This window comes from Mycobacterium talmoniae, from assembly GCF_001854525.1.
GTDB classification, from domain to species: domain Bacteria; phylum Actinomycetota; class Actinomycetes; order Mycobacteriales; family Mycobacteriaceae; genus Mycobacterium; species Mycobacterium talmoniae.
On sequence record NZ_MLQM01000027.1, the window covers coordinates 1 to 17,934 of the forward strand.

The 17,934-nt window shown below is 71.4% G+C and carries 14 protein-coding genes; 8 read left to right on the top strand and 6 right to left on the bottom strand.

What is annotated here, in order from left to right; all coding sequences use genetic code 11:
* Together BKN37_RS07665 and BKN37_RS07670 are read left to right on the top strand one after the other, a co-directional pair.
* Positions 1-1,982 (top strand): PD-(D/E)XK nuclease family protein (locus tag BKN37_RS07665; RefSeq protein ID WP_131823543.1); only part of this gene is annotated, 1,982 nt, incomplete at its 5' end.
* Positions 1,983-2,031: 49 nt separating this feature from the next.
* Complete coding sequence (locus tag BKN37_RS07670; protein ID WP_071024049.1) at positions 2,032-5,295, top strand: ATP-dependent helicase; 3,264 nt, start codon at positions 2,032-2,034, stop codon at positions 5,293-5,295.
* Here the strand turns inward: BKN37_RS07670 and BKN37_RS07675 are convergent.
* Positions 5,279-5,674: a DoxX family protein gene (locus BKN37_RS07675; protein ID WP_071024052.1), complete on the bottom strand. Its 396-nt coding sequence runs from the start codon at positions 5,672-5,674 to the stop codon at positions 5,279-5,281. The two genes, BKN37_RS07670 and BKN37_RS07675, sit on opposite strands and share 17 nt — an antisense overlap.
* A gap of 43 nt (positions 5,675-5,717) precedes the next feature.
* Between BKN37_RS07675 and BKN37_RS07680 the strand changes: the two genes are divergently transcribed.
* Positions 5,718-6,788: a potassium channel family protein gene (locus BKN37_RS07680; protein WP_071024054.1), complete on the top strand. Its 1,071-nt coding sequence runs from the start codon at positions 5,718-5,720 to the stop codon at positions 6,786-6,788.
* A 2-nt stretch (positions 6,789-6,790) separates the two neighbouring features.
* Positions 6,791-7,705 (top strand): NAD(+) diphosphatase, encoded by a 915-nt coding sequence (nudC, locus tag BKN37_RS07685; protein WP_071024056.1) that lies wholly within the window; start codon positions 6,791-6,793, stop codon positions 7,703-7,705.
* A gap of 91 nt (positions 7,706-7,796) precedes the next feature.
* On the opposite strand, the gene BKN37_RS07690 is transcribed toward nudC, so the two are convergent.
* Complete coding sequence (locus BKN37_RS07690; RefSeq protein WP_071024058.1) at positions 7,797-9,764, bottom strand: serine/threonine-protein kinase; 1,968 nt, start codon at positions 9,762-9,764, stop codon at positions 7,797-7,799.
* Between the two features lie 76 nt (positions 9,765-9,840).
* A complete protein-coding gene (locus tag BKN37_RS07695) occupies positions 9,841-10,095 on the bottom strand; it encodes a mycoredoxin (protein ID WP_071024119.1) in 255 nt (84 codons plus the stop codon).
* Positions 10,096-10,179: 84 nt separating this feature from the next.
* On the opposite strand from BKN37_RS07695, the gene BKN37_RS07700 reads away from it, so the two are divergent.
* From BKN37_RS07700 to BKN37_RS07705, 3 genes are all read left to right on the top strand, one after another.
* Positions 10,180-12,279: an ATP-dependent DNA helicase UvrD2 gene (locus BKN37_RS07700; protein ID WP_165618302.1), complete on the top strand. Its 2,100-nt coding sequence runs from the start codon at positions 10,180-10,182 to the stop codon at positions 12,277-12,279.
* A 217-nt stretch (positions 12,280-12,496) separates the two neighbouring features.
* Positions 12,497-12,643, top strand: a complete 147-nt coding sequence (locus BKN37_RS29075) for a hypothetical protein (RefSeq protein ID WP_158260348.1) — start codon at positions 12,497-12,499, stop codon at positions 12,641-12,643.
* Between the two features lie 137 nt (positions 12,644-12,780).
* Positions 12,781-13,047: a WhiB family transcriptional regulator gene (locus tag BKN37_RS07705; RefSeq protein ID WP_071024060.1), complete on the top strand. Its 267-nt coding sequence runs from the start codon at positions 12,781-12,783 to the stop codon at positions 13,045-13,047.
* Positions 13,048-13,143: 96 nt separating this feature from the next.
* Here BKN37_RS07705 and BKN37_RS07710 read toward each other — a convergent pair whose 3' ends face one another.
* Genes BKN37_RS07710 through BKN37_RS07720 form a run of 3 tightly spaced genes read right to left on the bottom strand, consistent with a single transcriptional unit; the run spans position 13,144 to position 16,801 of the window.
* The gene (locus BKN37_RS07710; protein ID WP_071024063.1) at positions 13,144-14,493 is read right to left on the bottom strand and encodes a macrolide-binding ATPase MABP-1; all 1,350 of its coding nucleotides are present in this window, start codon (positions 14,491-14,493) and stop codon (positions 13,144-13,146) included.
* Positions 14,494-14,536: 43 nt separating this feature from the next.
* The gene (locus tag BKN37_RS07715; protein ID WP_071024065.1) at positions 14,537-15,376 is read right to left on the bottom strand and encodes a cyclodehydratase; all 840 of its coding nucleotides are present in this window, start codon (positions 15,374-15,376) and stop codon (positions 14,537-14,539) included.
* A 36-nt stretch (positions 15,377-15,412) separates the two neighbouring features.
* A complete protein-coding gene (locus BKN37_RS07720) occupies positions 15,413-16,801 on the bottom strand; it encodes a zinc-dependent metalloprotease (protein WP_095407021.1) in 1,389 nt (462 codons plus the stop codon).
* 77 nt (positions 16,802-16,878) lie between these two features.
* Here BKN37_RS07720 and BKN37_RS07725 point away from each other — a divergent pair, with 77 nt between their 5' ends.
* Entirely contained in the window at positions 16,879-17,898 is a 1,020-nt protein-coding gene (locus BKN37_RS07725) for a YlbL family protein (protein ID WP_071024070.1), read from the top strand.
* Positions 17,899-17,934: the final 36 nt, after the last annotated feature.

A 17,934-nucleotide genomic window follows, 5' to 3' on the forward strand; every position in this document is an offset into this window, starting at 1 on the left:
CACGCCGCCCGTCCCCACGCCGCGCGCGCCCCGCGGGCCCGGCGCCGGGGGCGGCGGCCGGGTGCCCGGGGGCGCGGGCCCGCGCCGGGGCGCCGGGGGCCGCCGCCGGCGGCGGGCCGCTGCCGCAGCAGCCCGCGGTGGCCGCGCTGCTCACGGTCCTGACCGCGACCGTCGACGGCCTGACCGCGGAGGCCGCGCTGAGCCTGCTGACCGGTCCGATCGGGCGGGTGGACCCGATCGCGCTGCGTCAACTGCGTCGTGCGCTGCGCCGCGGGCACCCCGGCCCGCCGTCGGGATCCCTCGGTGAGCTGCTGGTGGCCGCGCTGCGCGGGGATGAACCCGACCGGCTGCCGGCCCGGTCGGCCGGGGCGCTGCGTCGGGTGCGCGCGGTGCTGGCGGCCGCGGCCGCCAGCGACCGCGCCGGGGGAGACCCGCGCTACACGCTGTGGCAGGCCTGGCAGCGGTCCGGGCTGCAGCAGCGCTGGCTGGCGGCCACCGAACGCGGCGGGCCGGGCGGCGCCCAGGCCGGCCGCGACCTCGACGCGGTGACCGCGCTGTTCGACCTCACCGAACAGTACGTGTCCCGCACCGCGGGCGCCTCGCTGCGCGGGCTGATCGACCACGTCACCGCGCTGCAGCTGGCGCCGCCGCGCACCGAATCGGGGCCGCAGCCCGAGGCGGTCAGCGTGCTCAGCGCGCACGCCGCACTCGGGCGGGAATGGGACGTGGTGGTCATCGCCGGACTGCAGGAGGGCCTGTGGCCCAACACCGTCCCGCGCGGCGGGGTGCTGCACACTCAACGGCTGCTCGATCTGCTGGACGGGGTGGGCGCCGAGGCGTCCGCGCGGGCGCCGCTGCTGGCCGAGGAACGGCGGCTGCTGGTGGCGGCGATGGGCCGGGCCCGGCACCGGCTGCTGGTGACCGCGGTCGACGGCGAGGCCGCCGGCGGCGACGAAATCCCGTCCGGGTTCGTTGCCGAACTCGCGCACTGGGACACCGGCGCGGACGGTGCCGCGGCGCCGGTGGTCGCCCCGCCAGTGTTGGCGGCCGCGGCGGTGGTGGGCCGGCTGCGCGCGGTGGTGTGCGCCCCGCCGGACGCGGTTCCCGACGCCGACCGCGCCCGCGCGGCAACACAATTGGCGCGGCTGGCCCAGGGCGGGGTGCCCGGCGCCGACCCGGCCCACTGGTACGGCATGACCCCGGTGAGCACCGCCGAGCCGCTGTGGCACGGGCCCGACCACGTGGTGACGCTGTCGCCGTCGACGCTGCAGACCTTGACCGATTGCCCGCTGCGCTGGCTGGTGGAACGGCACGGCGGCACCGATGCCCGCGATCTGCGCTCCACCATCGGCTCGGTGCTGCACGCGCTGATCGCCGAACCGGGCACGGGGGAGCGGCACCTGGTGGCCGCGCTGGAACGGGTGTGGGGTCGGCTGCCGTTCGAGTCGCAGTGGTATTCGGCCAACGAGCTGGCCCGGCACCGGGCCATGCTGCAGACCTTCCTGCAGTGGCGGGACGCCACCCGCTACCAGCTGACCGAGGTCGGGGTCGAGGTCGACATCGACGGCGTCGTCGACGGGGTGCGGCTGCGCGGCCGGGTGGACCGGGTCGAACGCGACGCCGCCGGCCGGTTGGTCATCGTCGACATCAAGACCGGCAAAACACCGGTCACCAAGGACGACGCGCAGCGGCACGCCCAGCTGGCGATGTACCAGCTGGCGGTGGATGCGGGTCTGGTGCCGCACGGCGACGAGCCCGGTGGGGCGCGGCTGGTCTACCTCGGCAAACCCGGGGCGGCCGGCGCCACCGAACGCGAGCAGGACCCGCTGACCCCGCAGACCCGCGACGAATGGCGCAGCCGGGTCGCGTCGGCGGCGGCCGCGACCGCCGGGCCGGCGTTCGTGGCCCGGGTCAATGACGGCTGCCGGCACTGCCCGGTCCGGTCGAGCTGCCCGGCCCACACCGAAAGGAGCGGCGCATGAGGCCGCGCCAGCGACGATGCAGAGCGCAGCGATGAGGAGGAGCGGCGCCATGAAACCGACCTATAGTCCCGCCGATCTGGCGGCGGCCCTGGGCCTGCATCAGCCCACCGCCGAGCAGGCCGCGGTGATCGCCGCGCCGCCGGGCCCGCTGGTGGTCATCGCCGGCGCCGGTGCGGGCAAAACCGAGACGATGGCCGCCCGGGTGGTGTGGCTGGTCGCCAACGGTTACGCCGACCCGGGCCAGGTGCTGGGGCTGACCTTCACCCGCAAGGCCGCCGGGCAGCTGCTGCGCCGGGTCCGCTCCCGGTTGGCCCGGTTGGCCGGCGCCGGCCTGGTGGCCGCGGTCGGGGAGGACGCCGGCATCCCCACGGTCAGCACCTACCACGCCTTCGCCGGCGCGCTGCTGCGGGAACACGGGCTGCTGTGCGGCATCGAGCCCGACACCCGGCTGCTCAGCGAAACCGAGCTGTGGCAGCTGGCGTTCGACGTGGTCAACGACTATCCCGGGGAGCTGCACACCGACAAGGACCCGGCCGCGGTCACCTCGATGCTGCTGCGGTTATCCGGGCAGCTGGCCGAGCATCTGGTGGACACCGCCGCGCTGGCCGACACCCACCGCGAGCTGGACCAGCTGATCCACACCCTGCCGGCCGGGCGCTACCAGCGCGACACCGGCCCCAGCCAGTGGCTGCTGCGGCTGCTGAACACCCAGACCGAACGCGCCGAACTGGTGCCGCTGATCGACGCGCTGCACGCCCGGATGCGGACGGACAAGGTGATGGACTTCGGCGCGCAGATGGCCACCGCCGCCCGGCTGGCCGCGACGTTTCCCGCCGTCGGCGAGCAGCTGCGGGCCAGCTACCGGGTGGTGCTGCTCGATGAGTACCAGGACACCGGGCACGCCCAACGCATCGCGTTGTCGGCGCTGTTCGGCGGCGGCGCCGACGACGCGCTGGCGTTGACCGCGGTCGGTGACCCGATCCAGTCGATCTACGGGTGGCGCGGCGCCTCGGCGACCAACCTGCCCCGGTTCGCCACCGACTTCCCCCGCTCGGACGGCACCCCGGCGCCGACGTTGGAGTTGCGCACCAGCTGGCGCAACCCGCCGGAGGCGCTGCAGGTGGCGAACGCGGTCTCGGCGGAGGCGCGGCGGCGCTCGGTGGCGGTGCGCCCCCTGCGGCCGCGGCCGGACGCGCCGGCCGGCACCGTGCGCGCCGCGCTGCTGCCCGACGTCGTCGCCGAACGCGACTGGGTGGCCGAGCAGCTGCAGCGCCGGTACCGGCAGGCGGCGGCGGACGGCGCGGCCCCGCCGACCGCCGCGGTGCTGGTGCGCCGTAACGCCGACGCCGCGCCGATGGCGGCGGCGATCGCCGCGCGCGGCGTCCCGGTGGAGGTGGTGGGGCTGGCCGGGCTGCTGTCGGTGCCCGAGGTGGCCGACGTGGTGGCGATGCTGCGGCTGGTCGCCGACCCGACCGCCGGGGCGGCGGCCATCCGGGTGCTGACCGGTCCGCGGTGGCGGCTGGGTGCGGCCGACCTCGCCGCGCTGTGGCGCCGCGCGGTCGAACTGGGCGACGCCCCGCGCGGCGCCGTCTCCGCCGAGGAGGTGGCCGCCCAGGCCGATCCGGACGCCGACACCGCCTGCCTGGCCGACGCGCTGGCCGATCCGGGTCCGGCGCACCGGTATTCGCCGGTCGGCTACCAGCGGCTGGTCGCGCTGGCCGATGAGCTGGCCGCGCTGCGCGCCCATCTGTCGCATCCGCTGCCCGACCTGGTCGCCGAGGTGCGCCGGGTGCTGGGGGTGGAGGCCGAGGCGCGCGCGGCCGCCGGGGCCGGCGGTGACCGGACCGGCGCCGAGCACCTCGACGCGTTCTCCGACGTCGTCGCCGGCTACGCCGAACGGTCCGGCGGCACCCGGGCGCCGGCCACTGTGGCGGGACTGCTGGCCTACCTGGATGCGGCCGCGGTGGTGGAAAACGGGCTGGCGCCCGCGCCGTCGGCGGTCGCGGCCGACCGGGTGCAGGTGCTCACTGTGCACGCCGCCAAGGGCTTGGAGTGGCAGGTGGTGGCGGTGCCGCACCTGGTGCAACGGGTGTTCCCGTCCACCGCGTCGCGCAGCAGCTGGCTCACCGACGCCGCCGAGTTGCCGCCGCTGCTGCGCGGCGACCGGGCGCTGCTGGGCGCGCACGGCGTGCCGGTGCTCGACGTCTCCGATGTCACCGACCGAAAACATCTGTCCGACAAGATTTATGCGCACCGGCGCCAGTTGGATCAGCGGCGCGTCGACGAGGAGCGCCGGCTGCTGTACGTGGCCATCACCCGGGCCGAGGACACCCTGCTGCTGTCCGGCTATCACTGGGGCGCCACCGGCGCCAAACCGCGCGGCCCGTCGGAGTTCCTGGCCGAGCTCAAAGATGTGCTGGACGGTGCGGCCGCGGCCGGTCAGGCCTGCGGCGTGGTCGACCAGTGGGCGCCGACGCCGGCCGACGGGGAACCAAACCCGCTGCGCGACACGGCGACCGAAGCGATGTGGCCCGCCGACCCGCTGGCGGCGCGGCGCACCGACGTGGAGGCCGGCGCGGCGCTGGTCGCCGCCGCGATGACCGGTGAGCTGACCGCGCCGGCGGGTGATCCGGCCGGCTGGGCGGCCGACGTCGACGCGCTGCTGGCCGAACGGGCCCGTGCCGCCGCGGCGCCCGACCCCGCCCTGCCGGGCCAGGTCTCGGTGAGCAACCTGGTCGACCTGAGCCGCGACCCAGACGGCGCGCGGGCTCGGCTGGCCCGCCGGCTGCCCACCCGACCGGATCCGCATGCCCAGCTGGGCAGCGCGTTTCACGACTGGGTGCAGCGGTTCTACGGCGCCGAGCGGCTGTTCGATCTCGTCGATTTGCCCGGCGCCGCCGACGGCGACGTCGCCCAAGCCGACGCCGAGCAGCTGGCCGGGCTGCAGGCGGCGTTCCACGCGTCGGCGTGGGCGTTGCGCAGCCCGGTCGCGGTGGAGGTGCCGTTCGAGATGGCGCTGGCCGACACCGTGGTGCGGGGCCGCATCGACGCGGTGTTCGCCGAGCCCGACGGCGGCTTCACCGTGGTGGACTGGAAGACCGGGGACCCGCCGGCCGGGCCGGAGGCGGCCGCCCAGGCCGCCGTCCAGCTGGGGGTGTACCGGCTGGCCTGGGCGGCGATCGCCGGCTGCCCGGAATCGGCGGTGCGCACCGCGTTTCACTACGTGCGCACCGGCACCACCGTCGTCCCCGAGGTGCTGCCGGATCCCGACGCACTGGCCGCGCTGCTGGACCCGGTTAGGCGTTCCGCCTGACCCGCAGCGCCGCGGTGATCATCGGGATCTGCAGCGGCAGCCGGGCGATCGCGGCGATCTGCATCGGCCACGGCTTGTCCCACCACAACCGGACCATGTTGAGGTTGCCCGGGAACACGCCGACGAACAGCGCGACCGCGGCCAGCGCGCCCAGCCGGCGGGTCCGCGGCGCCAGCAGCAACGCCCCGACGCCGAGCTCGGCCACCCCCGACGCGTAGGTGTAGACGCGGGGGCTGCCCGGCAGCTCGGCGGGGATGATCGTGTCGAACGGTTTGGGAGCCACAAAGTGCAGCGAGCCCATGCCGAGCAGCAGCGCGGCGAGCCGGTAGGCCGGGGTTTGACGGGCAGCGCTTGGCGATGCAGGAGACGGTGTTGTCATGGTTACATTGTGCGTGTGCGCACCCGGGCGATGATGGAGCGTCGTGGCCAAAGCTAGCTGGCGGCGGCTGCGTGGTCTTGACGAGACGCTGACCGCCCAGCCCGCCTACGCGCTGGTCGGCGTGCTGCGCGTCCCGCAGGGGCAAACCAGCCCCGCCGGCATCGTGGCCCGCCGCGTGGTGATGGCCGTGGTGGCGCTGTTCGCCTCGAGCGTGATCGTCTACGCCGACCGGACCGGATACCAGGACGTGCGGGGCGAACCGCTGACGTTCCTGGACTGCCTGTACTACTCGGCGGTGACGCTGTCCACGACCGGGTACGGCGACATCACCCCGATTTCCGAGTTCGCCCGCACCATCAACGTCTTGGTGATCACCCCGCTGCGGATCGCGTTCCTGATCCTGTTGGTCGGCACCACGGTCGAGGTGGTCACCGAAACGTCCCGGCAGGCACTGAAGATCCAGCGCTGGAGGAGAAGAGTGCGCAACCACACCGTCGTCGTCGGCTACGGCACCAAGGGCAAGACGGCGATCGCCGCCATGGTGGGCGATGAGGTGCCCGTCGGCGAAATCGTCGTCGTCGACACCGACCAGGCCGCGCTGGATCATGCGGCGACCGCCGGGCTGGTGACCGTGCACGGCAACGCCACCAAGTCCGACGTGCTGCGGCTGGCCGGGGCGCAGCACGCGGCCTCGATCATCGTGGCCACCGGCCGCGACGACACCGCGGTGCTGGTCACCCTGACCGCCCGCGAGATCGCACCCAAGGCCAAGATCGTGGCGTCGATCCAGGAAGCCGAAAACCAGCACCTGCTGCGGCAATCGGGGGCGGATTCGGTGGTGGTGTCCTCGGAGACCGCCGGCCGGCTGCTGGGCATCGCCACCACCACCCCCAGCGTGGTGGAGATGATCGAGGATCTGCTGACCCCGGACGCCGGATTCGCCATCGCCGAACGCGAAGTCGAGCAGACCGAGGTCGGCGGGTCGCCGCGGCACCTGTCCGACATCGTGTTGGGGGTGGTCCGCGACGGGCGGCTGCTGCGCGTCGATGCCCCCGAGGTGGACGCCGTCGAGTCCAGCGACCGGCTGCTCTACATCCGCAACGTGGGCAAGTAGCCATGGATTTTCAGCTGCGCGAGGTCCCGCTGTTGTCCCGGGTCGGCGCCGACCGCGCCGATCAGCTGCGCACCGATGTGGACGCCGCCACCGCCGGATGGGCCGAGGCCGCGCTGCTGCGGGTGGACTCCCGCAACCAGGTGCTGGTCGCCGACGGCCGGGTGGTGCTCGGCAAGGCCAGCGCGTTGGGTGAGGCCCCGCCGGCGGACGCGGTGTTTTTGGGCCGCATCGAAGACGGCCGGCATGTCTGGGCGATCCGTGGTGCGTTGCAAGCCCCCGACGACGGGGACGCCGAGGTGCTCGACCTGCGCCGGGCCGGGCAGCTCTTCGACGACGTCAGCGCGCAGCTGGTGTCGTCGGCCACCGCGCTGCTGAACTGGCATGACGGGGCACGGTTTTCGGCGGTCGACGGGTCACCGACCAAACCGGTGCGCGGCGGCTGGGCGCGGATCAACCCGGTCACCGGCCACGAGGAGTTCCCGCGCATCGATCCGGCGGTGATCTGCCTGGTGCACGACGGCGGCAACCGGGCGGTGCTGGCCCGCCAGGCGGTGTGGCCGCAGCGGCTGTTCTCGCTGTTGGCCGGGTTCGTCGAGGCCGGGGAGTCGTTCGAAAGCTGCGTGGTCCGCGAGATCCGCGAGGAGATCGGCCTCGACGTGTCCCAGGTGCGCTATCTGGGCAGCCAGCCGTGGCCGTTCCCGCGGTCGCTGATGGTGGGCTTTCATGCCGTCGGCGACCCGGATCAGGAGTTCGCGTTCACCGACGGCGAGATCGCCGAGGCGGCGTGGTTCACCCGCGACGAGGTGCGCGCCGCTCTCGATGCCGGCGACTGGAGCAGCGACTCGGACGCGAAACTGCTGCTGCCCGGCTCGATTTCGATTGCCCGGGTGATCATCGAATCCTGGGCGGCGCTGTAGCTTTAGCGCCAGCCACCGCTAGCCGAGCGCGACATTCCTGTCACGCTCGGCGGCGAATGCGACACCTGGTTCGCGCTTGGCGGTCGCGACTTCAGCGGGTGATCACCGAGACGGTGCCGCCGCCAGCGTTTGTGACATAGGCGGTGTGGGTGGTGGTATCGACCGCCACGTCGTCCGGTTGTTTGCCGGCTGCCACAGTGTTGATGACAGTATTCGTGCTGGTGTCGATGACCGACACGGTGCCGTCGCCGGCGTTAATCACGTAGGCAGTGGGGGTGGTGGCATCGACGGCCACCCCAGTCGGCGACCTGCCGACCCTGATGGTGGTAGTGACGGTGTTGTTGGTGGTGTCGATGACCGACACTGTTCCGTCGTTCAGGTTAGTCACGTAGGCGGCGTGGGTGGTGGGTTCTACGGCCACCCTCTCCGGGGACGTACCGACATCGATGGTGGCGGTGACGGTGTTGTTGGTGGTGTTGATGACCGACACGGTGCTGTCGCCGCGGTTGGTGACGTAGGCGGTGTGGGTGGTGGCGTCGACGGCCACTCCACGCGGTTCGTCGCCGACGTAAACGGTGGTGGTGACGGTGTTGTTGTTGGTGTCGATCACCGACACGGGACCCCAAGTGACGTAGGCGTTGTGGGTGGTGGGGTCTACCGCCACTCTCTCTGGGTACGTGCCCACGTGGATGGTCGTGGTGACGGTGTTGTTGGTGGTGTTGATGACCGACACGGTGCTGTCGCCGCGGTTGGTGACGTAGGCGGTGTGGGTGGTGGCGTCGACGGCCACTCCACGCGGTTCGTAGCCGACGTGGATGGTGGTGGTGACGGTGTTGTTGTTGGTGTCGATCACCGACACCGTGCCGTCGTCGTAACTAGTCACGTACGCGGTGTGGGTGGTGGAGTCTACGGCCACCCCATACGGGCTCTTGCCGACGTGGATGGTGGGGTCGACGGCCACGGCCGGATCCTCCCGATGATTGCCCCAGAAGATGATTGCGGTGGCAGCTGCCACGGCGAGGATCATCGCGCCGGTGAGTGTGATGATCCAGCGTCGCCGGGAGCGGCGGGTGGGTCGCGGAACTGGCGGTAGGGCCGCCGATTGGGTGGGCGCCAGTGCCGTCGGCTCTGCGGTGAAGTTGCCTGCGGCCCCGTAGTTGTGATGCGGTGCGGCCGCTGTGCCCGCTATGGATTGTTGGGTGGATACTGTTGCCGGAGTACTTACCGCCGGTGCGCTGGGTGCTGGGGTGCTCTCGACGGCGCGTCGTGCGGCGGCAGCCAGATCCCCCGCATTTTGGTACCGCCGTTCGGGATCGGCCGCCATACCGGTGGCGACGACGTCATCGAACACCGGCGGAACACCGGGCCGGATCACGCTGGGCCGTGGCGGTGGCCCGTTGACGTGGGCGAACATCTGCTGTTCGACGCTGGCGACCGGATACGGTGTTGAGCCAGTGAGGCATTCATGCAGCACACACGCCAGGGCGTAGACGTCGGCGCGTTTGTCGGCGACCCCCGTGGTGAAACGTTCCGGCGCCATATAGGCCACCGTGCCGATCGCTGCACCGGTACTGGTCAACTTGGTTTCACCAGGTGCGCGGGCAATCCCGAAGTCGATCAGGTAAACGAAGTTCTTGGGCGTGACCAACAGGTTGGCGGGTTTGACGTCGCGGTGCACCAATCCGGCCTCGTGCGCGGCATCCAGCGCCGCGGCGGCCTGCTCGACGATGCTGACGGCCTGGTCAGGACGCATCGGTCCGTGCCGGGTCAACAGGGTCGCCACATCGGTGCCGTTGATCAGCCGCATCGCGATGAACAGCCGGCCGTCGATCTCCCCAGAATCATGGATCGGCACCACGTGGGGTTCGTCGAGTCCAGCGGCCGTACGAGCCTCGCGGCGAAACCGCTGTTCGAATGTCGGGTCGGTGCTGGCCTGCGGCGGCAGCACCTTGATGGCTACCTCGCGATGCAACTCGGTGTCGTAGGCCCGAAACACCTGCCCCATGCCGCCGGCGCCGAGCAGGCCGCGCAGCCGGTAGCGGCCGAACACCTCATCCACCCCGCACCTCCCGATATGCCGGCTCGCGCCGTACTTACCTTACGGTGACGGATGGCTCAGTACCGGCGGCAGTGGGCTAGCCGCCGAGCTCGGCGAGCTTGGCCTTGACCTCTTTGGCGCTGGGATTGGTCATCGTCGAGCCGTCGGCGAACTTGACCGTCGGAACCGTCTGATTGCCGCCGTTAGCGGATTCCACGAACGCCGCCGCGGCGGGGTCCTGCTCGATGTTGATCTCGTCATAGGAGATACCGGACGCCTTCAGCATGGTCTTGAGGCGCACGCAGTACCCGCACCAGGTGGTCGAGTAGATGGTCAACGGGGCATCGCTCACGGTCATAAGTACTTCAACCTATACGGCGCCGCCGATGATGCCCGCGCCGGTGTGCTGTCGGTCACGGCTGCCAAGATGGACCCCATGCCGGTGAGCCAAGACGCGTTGATCGCCGGCCTGGACGACGAGCAGCGTGAGGCCGTGCTGGCGCCGCGCGGCCCGGTGTGCGTGCTGGCCGGGGCCGGGACCGGCAAGACCCGGACCATCACCCACCGCATCGCCCAGCTCGTCGGGGCCGGTCACGTCGCCGCCGGTCAGGTGCTGGCGGTGACGTTCACCCAGCGCGCGGCCGGGGAGATGCGGGGCCGGTTGCGCGCGCTGGACGCCGCCGCGCAAACCGGCGCCCGGGTCGGGGCGGTGCAGGCCCTGACCTTTCACGCCGCCGCGCGCCGCCAGCTGCGGTACTTCTGGCCGCGGGTGGTGGGGAACACCAGCTGGCAACTGCTGGACAGCAAGTTCGCCACCGTCGCCCGCGCCGCCAACCGCGCCCGCCTGAACCTGTCCAGCGACGACGTCCGCGACGTGGCCGGCGAAATCGAGTGGGCCAAGGCGTCGCTGATCGGTCCCGAACAGTACCCGGACGCGGTGGCCGCCGCCGGCCGCGACATCCCGCTGGACGCCGCGAAGGTCGCCGGCCTGTACACCGGGTACGAGGCGCTCAAGGCAGGCGGTGAGGTGGCGCTGCTCGACTTCGACGACCTGCTGCTGCACACCGCCGCCGCGATCGAAAACGATCCGGGCGTCGCCGAAGAATTCCGGGACCGCTACCGCTGCTTTGTCGTCGACGAGTACCAGGACGTCACGCCGCTGCAGCAGCGGGTGCTGTCGGCGTGGCTGGGCGATCGCGACGACCTGACCGTGGTCGGCGACGCCAACCAGACCGTCTACTCGTTCACCGGCGCCTCCCCGCGCTACCTGCTGGACTTCTCCCGGCGCTTCCCGGACGCCACCGTGGTGCGCCTGGAACGCGACTACCGCTCCACCCCGCAGGTGGTGTCGCTGGCCAACCGGGTCATCGCCGCCGCCCGCGGCCGGGTGGCGGGCAGCAAGCTGCACCTGGTCGGGCAGCGCGACCCCGGTCCGGTGCCGTCGTTTCACGAGCACGCCGACGAGGTCGCCGAGGCCGCCGCGGTGGCCAAACAGATCGCCCGGCTCATCGACGCCGGCACCGAACCGGCCGAGATCGCGGTGCTGTACCGGATCAACGCCCAGTCCGAGGTCTACGAGGAGGCGCTGACCGAGGCCGGCGTCGCCTACCAAGTCCGCGGCGGCGAAGGCTTTTTCACCCGCCAGGAGATCCGGCAGGCCCTGCTGGCGCTGCAACGCGCCGCCGAACGCGGGGTGGACGGCGAGCTGCCCGAGGTGGTGCGCGAGGTGCTCGAGCCGCTCGGGTTGACCGCGCAGCCGCCGGCCGGGGTGCGGGCCCGGGAGCGCTGGGAGGCGCTGACCGCGTTGGTGCAGTTGGTCGACGACGAGGTGGCGACCCGGCCCGGCCTGGACCTGCCCGGGCTGCTGGCCGAGCTGCGGATGCGCGCCGACTCGCGGCACCCCCCGGTGGTGCAGGGCGTCACGCTGGCCTCGCTGCACGCCGCCAAGGGCCTGGAGTGGGACGCGGTGTTTTTGGTCGGGCTGGCCGACGGCACCCTGCCGATCAGCCACGCGCTGGCCCACGGCCCCGACAGTGAGGCCGTCGAGGAGGAACGTCGACTGCTGTACGTCGGAATCACCCGCGCCCGCGTGCATTTGGCGCTCAGCTGGGCGCTGTCGCGGACACCGGGGGGCCGGGCCAGCCGCAAGCCGTCGCGGTTCCTGTCCGGGATCGCCCCGCAGACCGAGCGCGAGCCGGCGCCCAGCCGTCGGCGCCGCAGCCGCGGCCCCGCCGGGAACTGCCGGGTCTGCAACCGGGAGCTGACCACCCCGGCCGCCATCATGCTGCGCCGCTGTGAAACCTGCGCCGTCGATGTGGACACCGAGCTGCTGGCCCAGCTCAAGGACTGGCGGCTCCGCACCGCCACCGAAATGAAGGTGCCCGCCTATGTGGTGTTCACCGACAACACGTTGACCGCGATCGCCGAAATGCTGCCCACCGATGAGGCCGCGCTGGTCGCCATCCCGGGCATCGGGGCGCGCAAGCTGGAGCAGTTCGGGCCCGACGTGCTGGAGCTGGTCCGCGCCCGCCGCTAGCCCGCAATGTTGAGTGTGCGTCTACGGCGTTGACTGTGCATCCAGGGTGGCGATATCCCGCCGGCGGCCGCCCTGGTTACACACTCAATCGAACGCCACGGCCCGAGGCCGGCGGGCAAATCCGCAGGTCAGAAAATCGCTTGTGGCCCCGGGCTGCTACCGTTTACTCTCAAAGCCGCAGTTCCCATGCACTGATGACGAGAGGAGGGAGCCCGCGATGATCGGCAAAAACGCGTTCGCTGTAGCTACGGCCGGTTCGGCGCGCCGCGGTGGCACCCTCCATGCCGCCGCCGCATGGGCGCTGCAGCTCAAGCGCCGCAGCGCCGCCGCGACCGACGCGTCCGTGGATTGGGGTTCCACCTAGGTAGCCCGATCTCCGCCAGATGGCCACGGACCCGAAGTCACCGGATCCGTGGCCAGATTTTTTGGGGCACCACCCCGCAACCTGGTCCGGATCTTTGAAAAAGACAGCCACCCGACCAGGAAGCAGGTGAATTGGACATGTCAACCCTGACGGCCCCCGAGGAGACGCTGCCGGAGTTGCCCTGTCATGTCGGCGACCCGGACCTGTGGTTCGCCGACGCCCCCGCGGAGCTGGAGCGCGCCAAGGAACTCTGCGTGCAGTGCCCGATCCGCCGTCACTGCCTGGCCGCGGCGCTGGAACGCGCCGAGCCGTGGGGGGTGTGGGGCGGTGAGATCTTCGACCGCGGGGCGATTGTCAGCCGCAAGCGGCCCCGCGGGCGTCCGCGTAAGGAGGTCGCCGCGTAGGTCTCCCGCAGCGAGATCGACGTTAGCGTGAGGTTCTCTCGAGATTTTCCACGCTAACGTCGATCTCGGCGGCTACCGGTGCCGCGCCAGCGACCCTTAGTCGGCCACCAGCGCCGAATCGGGTTCGGCGAAGCCGGGAACCAGCTCTTCGGACAGCGCCTTGATCGGGACGTGCGCGTCGAGCTGACACAGGATCGCCGTGGTCGAGGCGATCACCCGCATCGGCATCGCCAACTTGGGCGGCAGGTCCATCTGCCGCGCCGTCTTGATCTGCGCCACCGACCGGTCCATCTGCATTCCGGCCATCTTCTGCAGCCATTTGCGGGTGTAGTGGAACACCTCGACCTGGACCGGCTCCACGTACTGGCGCAGCATGTCGTCGATGTCGCGCACCGACACCTGCTGGCCCTTCTGGATGAAGCCGACCTTTTCCATGGTCGGCAGCACCAGGTCGTAGTTCTTCTCCCGGGCCAGCCGGATCGTCATCCCCAGTTCGATGGGGAAGCCGCCGGGCAGCGGCGCCACCGCGCCGAAGTCGATGACCCCCATCCGATTATCGGGCAGCAACATGAAGTTGCCGGGATGGGCGTCGCCGTGGATCATTTCCAGCCGCCGCGGCGAACCCAGGGTGAGTTCCATCAACCGGGTGCCCATGATGTCGCGTTGCTCGACGGTGCCGTTGCGAATGATCTCGGCCATCCCCACCCCGTCGATCCACTCCTGGATCACCACCTTCGGGGCGCTGGCCACCACGTGCGGGATGAGGAAATGCGGGTCGTCGGCGTAGGCCTTGGCGAAGGCGCGCTGGTTGTTGGCTTCCAGCCGGTAGTCCAGCTCCATCTCGGTGCGTTCGATCAGCTCGTCGACCACGCCCTGCACGTCGGCGCCCGGCGCCAACTGCTTGAACACGCTGACCAGCCGCTTCATCGTCTTCAGGTCGGCGCGCAGCGCCTCGTCGGCGCCCGGGTATTGGATCTTGACCGCGACCTCGCGGCCGTCGGACCACACCGCCTTGTGCACCTGGCCGATGCTGGCCGACGCGACCGGGGTGTCGTCGAAGGAGCTGAACCGCTCCCGCCACTTGGTACCCAGCTGGGCGTCCAGCACTCGGTGCACCTTGGCCGCCGGCAGCGGCGGGGCGTCCTTTTGCAGTTTGGTCAGCGCTTCGCGGTAGGGCTCGCCGAACTCCTCGGGGATGGCGGCTTCGAGCACCGACAGCGCCTGCCCGACCTTCATCGCCCCGCCCTTCAGCTCACCCAACACGGTGAACAGCTGGTTGGCGGCCTTCTCCATCAGTTCCGCGGTGACCTCGTCTTTTGACCTGCCGGCCATCCGCTTGCCCAGCCCCAGGGCCGCTCGGCCAGCAAAGCCGACGGGAATGCTGGCCAGCTTCGCATTGCGGGCTGCGCGCCCACGCTTGATGTCTGCCACACGTCTATCATCCATGACCTCGCGACCGGCGGGCGCACCGAGATGGCAACCACCGTTGTCAGCAGGAGCACAGCGGGTGGCGGGTCCAGTGCCGCGCGACGATCGAACCGGCGCCCAGATCGAATTCCAGCGTGGCGTTCAGCGTCGGCGGCGGGTCGGACGCCTGGCCGCCGCCCACCGCGGCGATCACCCGGTGCACCTGGTTGAGCGCCAGCGCGGCGGTCGCCAGCACGGTGGCCCGGTCGGCGCTGCCGACGGTGTCGCGCAGCTGGGCGGCCACCGCCGGCCAGGCCGCGTCCCGGTCGCTGCGGTGCAGGTCGGCGCAGCCCAGGCAGCTGGTCACGCCCGGGATGACCAGCGGCCCCACCAGCCCGGTCCCGTCGCGCACCCGCACCGGGAGGTGCGCCACGTGCTCGGCGTGCAGCTCGCGCAGCAGCCGCGGGTCGCACACCAGGTAGTCCGACAGCACCACCAGGTCGGCCTCGCCGGGCGCCACCGCGGCGTGCGGCTGGTGGCTGTGCTTGATCCGCGCGCCCGAACACCGCAGCGCCTCCACCAGCAGGTCCGACAGCGGTCCGCGGCCGTGCACCCGCACCGAGGCGGCCCGCCGCCGCGACGGGCGCCGGGCACCGGTGACCACGCCGGCGTCGACCAGCGCGGCGATCAGCCCGGGTAGCTCATCGGTGTCGGTCAGCCCGTGCCGGACGGCGCGGCGCCGCAACTGGGTGAGGGTGGTCGGCGTCCGCATCGACTGCAGCACGCTCGCCAACCCGGCCGCGGTCAGGCCGCCCGGCGGTCGGACCAGCACCGCGCGGCGGGGATCCCAGCCCACCTGCACCGCCCCGTCGGGGCGCAGCAGCACCGGCATCGCCGGGTTGAGCGTGTAGGGCGGCGTCATGGCTGGACTGTGCCATGACTGTCAGGTACGGCGGACTCAGCTATCCACAGGGGGCTGCGGGCCGGGGTCGTCTCGACCTTTCTCGAATTCGGCGATGGCCTGGTCGATGGCGCTGTCGATGCCGCTGGTGTCGCCGCCGAGCACCCGATCGATGAAGCCGGCGGGCTCGTCGAGGTCCTCGATCTGGGGCAGCAGGTCGGGGTGCTGCCAGAGTTTGTCGCGGGCGTCGACGCCGACGGCGTCGGTCAGCCGCTCCCACAGCACCGCGGCCTCGCGCAGCTTGCGCGGCCGTAGCTCCAACCCGACCAGGGTGGCGAACGTCTGCTCGGCGGGGCCGCCGGTGGCGCGGCGGCGGCGCAGCGTCTCGCTCAGCGCGGCGGTGCCGGGGATCCGTTCGCCCAACGCCGCGGTCACCACGGTCTGCACCCAACCCTCGATCAGGGCCAGCAGCGTCTCCAGCCGTTCCAGCGCCTGCAGCTGTTCCGGGGTGGCCTGGGGCTCGAACACGCCCTGGGTCAGCAGCTGCTCCATCGCGGCCGGATCGCTCAGTGAGGCCGGGTTGAAGCCCTGGGCCAGCTCCTCGATGCCGCTCATGTCGATCTTCATGCCGCGGGCGTAGGCCTCCACCGCGCTGAGCAGCTGACTGGCCAGCCACGGCACATGGCTGAACAGCCGGTGGTGGGCGGCCTCCCGTGCGGCCAGGAACGTGACGATCTCGCTGCGCGGGCGTTCCAGGCCGGCCGCGAACTCCTCGACGGCGCCGGGCAGCAGCGCGGCCACCCCGCGCGGTCCCAGCGGCAAACCGATGTCGGTCGAGGTCAGCACCTCCTTGGACAGCCGGGCCAGCGCCTGGCCCAGCTGCGAGCCGAACGCCATGCCGCCCATCTGCGACATCATCGACAGCAGCGGCCCGGCCATGCTTTTGGCCTCCTCCGGCAGCGCCGCGGCCCACACCGTGGAGATCTGGTCGGCCATCGGATCGCACAGCCGCTGCCAGGTCGCCAGGGTGTTGTCCACCCAGTCGGTGGGGGTCCAGGCGACGGACTTGGTGGTGCCCGCCGGCAGCGACGTCACCCCGTCCAGCCAGGTTTCGGCCAGGTGCACCGCATCGGCGATGGCGGTCGCGGTGGCCGCCGAGATCGGCGCCACAAAGCCGATCGAGCTCGACGCCAACTTGCGCGCCAGCTCGTAATTCACCGGCCCGGCGTTGGTCCCGCCGGTCATCGCGGTGCCGGCGCCGCTGAACATCTGGCCCAGCTGGGTGAAGATTTGGCCCAGGTCAGCCATGTTGAACTCGCCGCCCATCCCGAACGGGTCACCCGAGCCCGACCCGGACGCGGACTCGTCGCGTCGCCGGTCGCGGTCGGGGTCATCCCCGGTGGAGAAGCCGAAAGGCAGGTCAGGCATAACCCCAACGGTACTCACCGGCGCCGGTGACCGTCCAAGCCGCAGTCACGCTCTAAGTGAACCGACCAAACGCCGGGCCGTTTACGATACGCGGCGTGAACAGGCGGATTCTGACCCTGCTGGTGGCACTGGTGCCGATCGTGGCGTTCGGCGTGCTGCTGGCGGTGGTGACGGTGCCCTACGTGTCGCTGGGTCCCGGCCCGACGTTCGACACCCTCGGCGAGGTCGACGGTAAACAGGTGGTCGACATCGAGGGCACCGAAACCCACCCGACCACCGGGCACCTGAACATGACGACGGTGTCCCAGCGCGACGGCCTGACGCTGGGGGAGGCGTTGACGCTGTGGCTTTCCGGGCGCGAACAGTTGGTGCCGCGCGACCTGGTCTACCCGCCGGGCAAGTCGCGGCAGGAGGTCGACGAGGACAACACCGCCGATTTCAAGCAATCCGAGGCCAGCGCGGAATACGCCGCGCTGGGCTACCTGAAGTACCCCAAGGCGGTGGCCGTCGCCGACGTCAGCGACCCCGGGCCGTCGGCCGGCAAGCTGCAGGCCGGGGACGCCCTGGACGCGGTCAACGGCGCTCGGGTGGCCACCGTGGAGCAGTTCACGTCGCTGCTGAAGAAAACCAAGCCCGGTCAGGTGGTGAGCATCGACTACCGCCGCAAAAACGCACCGCCCGGGACCGCGGAGATCACGCTGGGGCACAGCAAGGACCGCGACTACGGCTTTTTGGGGGTCAAGGTGATGGACGCGCCGTGGGCACCGTTCGCCGTCGACTTCAACCTGGCCAATATCGGCGGCCCGTCGGCGGGGCTGATGTTCAGCCTGGCCGTGGTCGACAAGCTCACCAACGGCGACCTGGCCGCCTCGAAATTCATCGCCGGCACCGGCACCATCAGCGCCGACGGCCAGGTCGGGCCGATCGGCGGGATCACGCACAAGATGATCGCCGCGCAGGAGGCCGGGGCGACGGTGTTCCTGGTCCCCACCGACAACTGCTATGAGGCCCGCTCCGACAACGACAAACTGCAACTGGTCAAGGTCGACACCCTGGGGCAGGCGGTGGATGCGCTGCACACGATCAGCACCGGCGGTCAGCCACCGACCTGTTAACGAGCGGAACCTCTTCGGCGCCGAGTGCGTACAGTT

Bases quoted from the DNA above. Each gene is read 5' to 3' on its own strand.
- BKN37_RS07705 (WP_071024060.1), top strand. From the start codon at position 12,781: ATGTCAACCCTGACGGCCCCCGAGGAGACGCTGCCGGAGTTGCCCTGT.
- BKN37_RS07715 (WP_071024065.1), bottom strand. From the start codon at position 15,376: ATGACGCCGCCCTACACGCTCAACCCGGCGATGCCGGTGCTGCTGCGC.
- BKN37_RS07675 (WP_071024052.1), bottom strand. From the start codon at position 5,674: ATGACAACACCGTCTCCTGCATCGCCAAGCGCTGCCCGTCAAACCCCG.
- BKN37_RS07710 (WP_071024063.1), bottom strand. From the start codon at position 14,493: ATGGATGATAGACGTGTGGCAGACATCAAGCGTGGGCGCGCAGCCCGC.
- nudC (WP_071024056.1), top strand. From the start codon at position 6,791: ATGGATTTTCAGCTGCGCGAGGTCCCGCTGTTGTCCCGGGTCGGCGCC.
- BKN37_RS29075 (WP_158260348.1), top strand. From the start codon at position 12,497: ATGATCGGCAAAAACGCGTTCGCTGTAGCTACGGCCGGTTCGGCGCGC.
- BKN37_RS07670 (WP_071024049.1), top strand. From the start codon at position 2,032: ATGAAACCGACCTATAGTCCCGCCGATCTGGCGGCGGCCCTGGGCCTG.
- BKN37_RS07700 (WP_165618302.1), top strand. From the start codon at position 10,180: ATGCCGGTGAGCCAAGACGCGTTGATCGCCGGCCTGGACGACGAGCAG.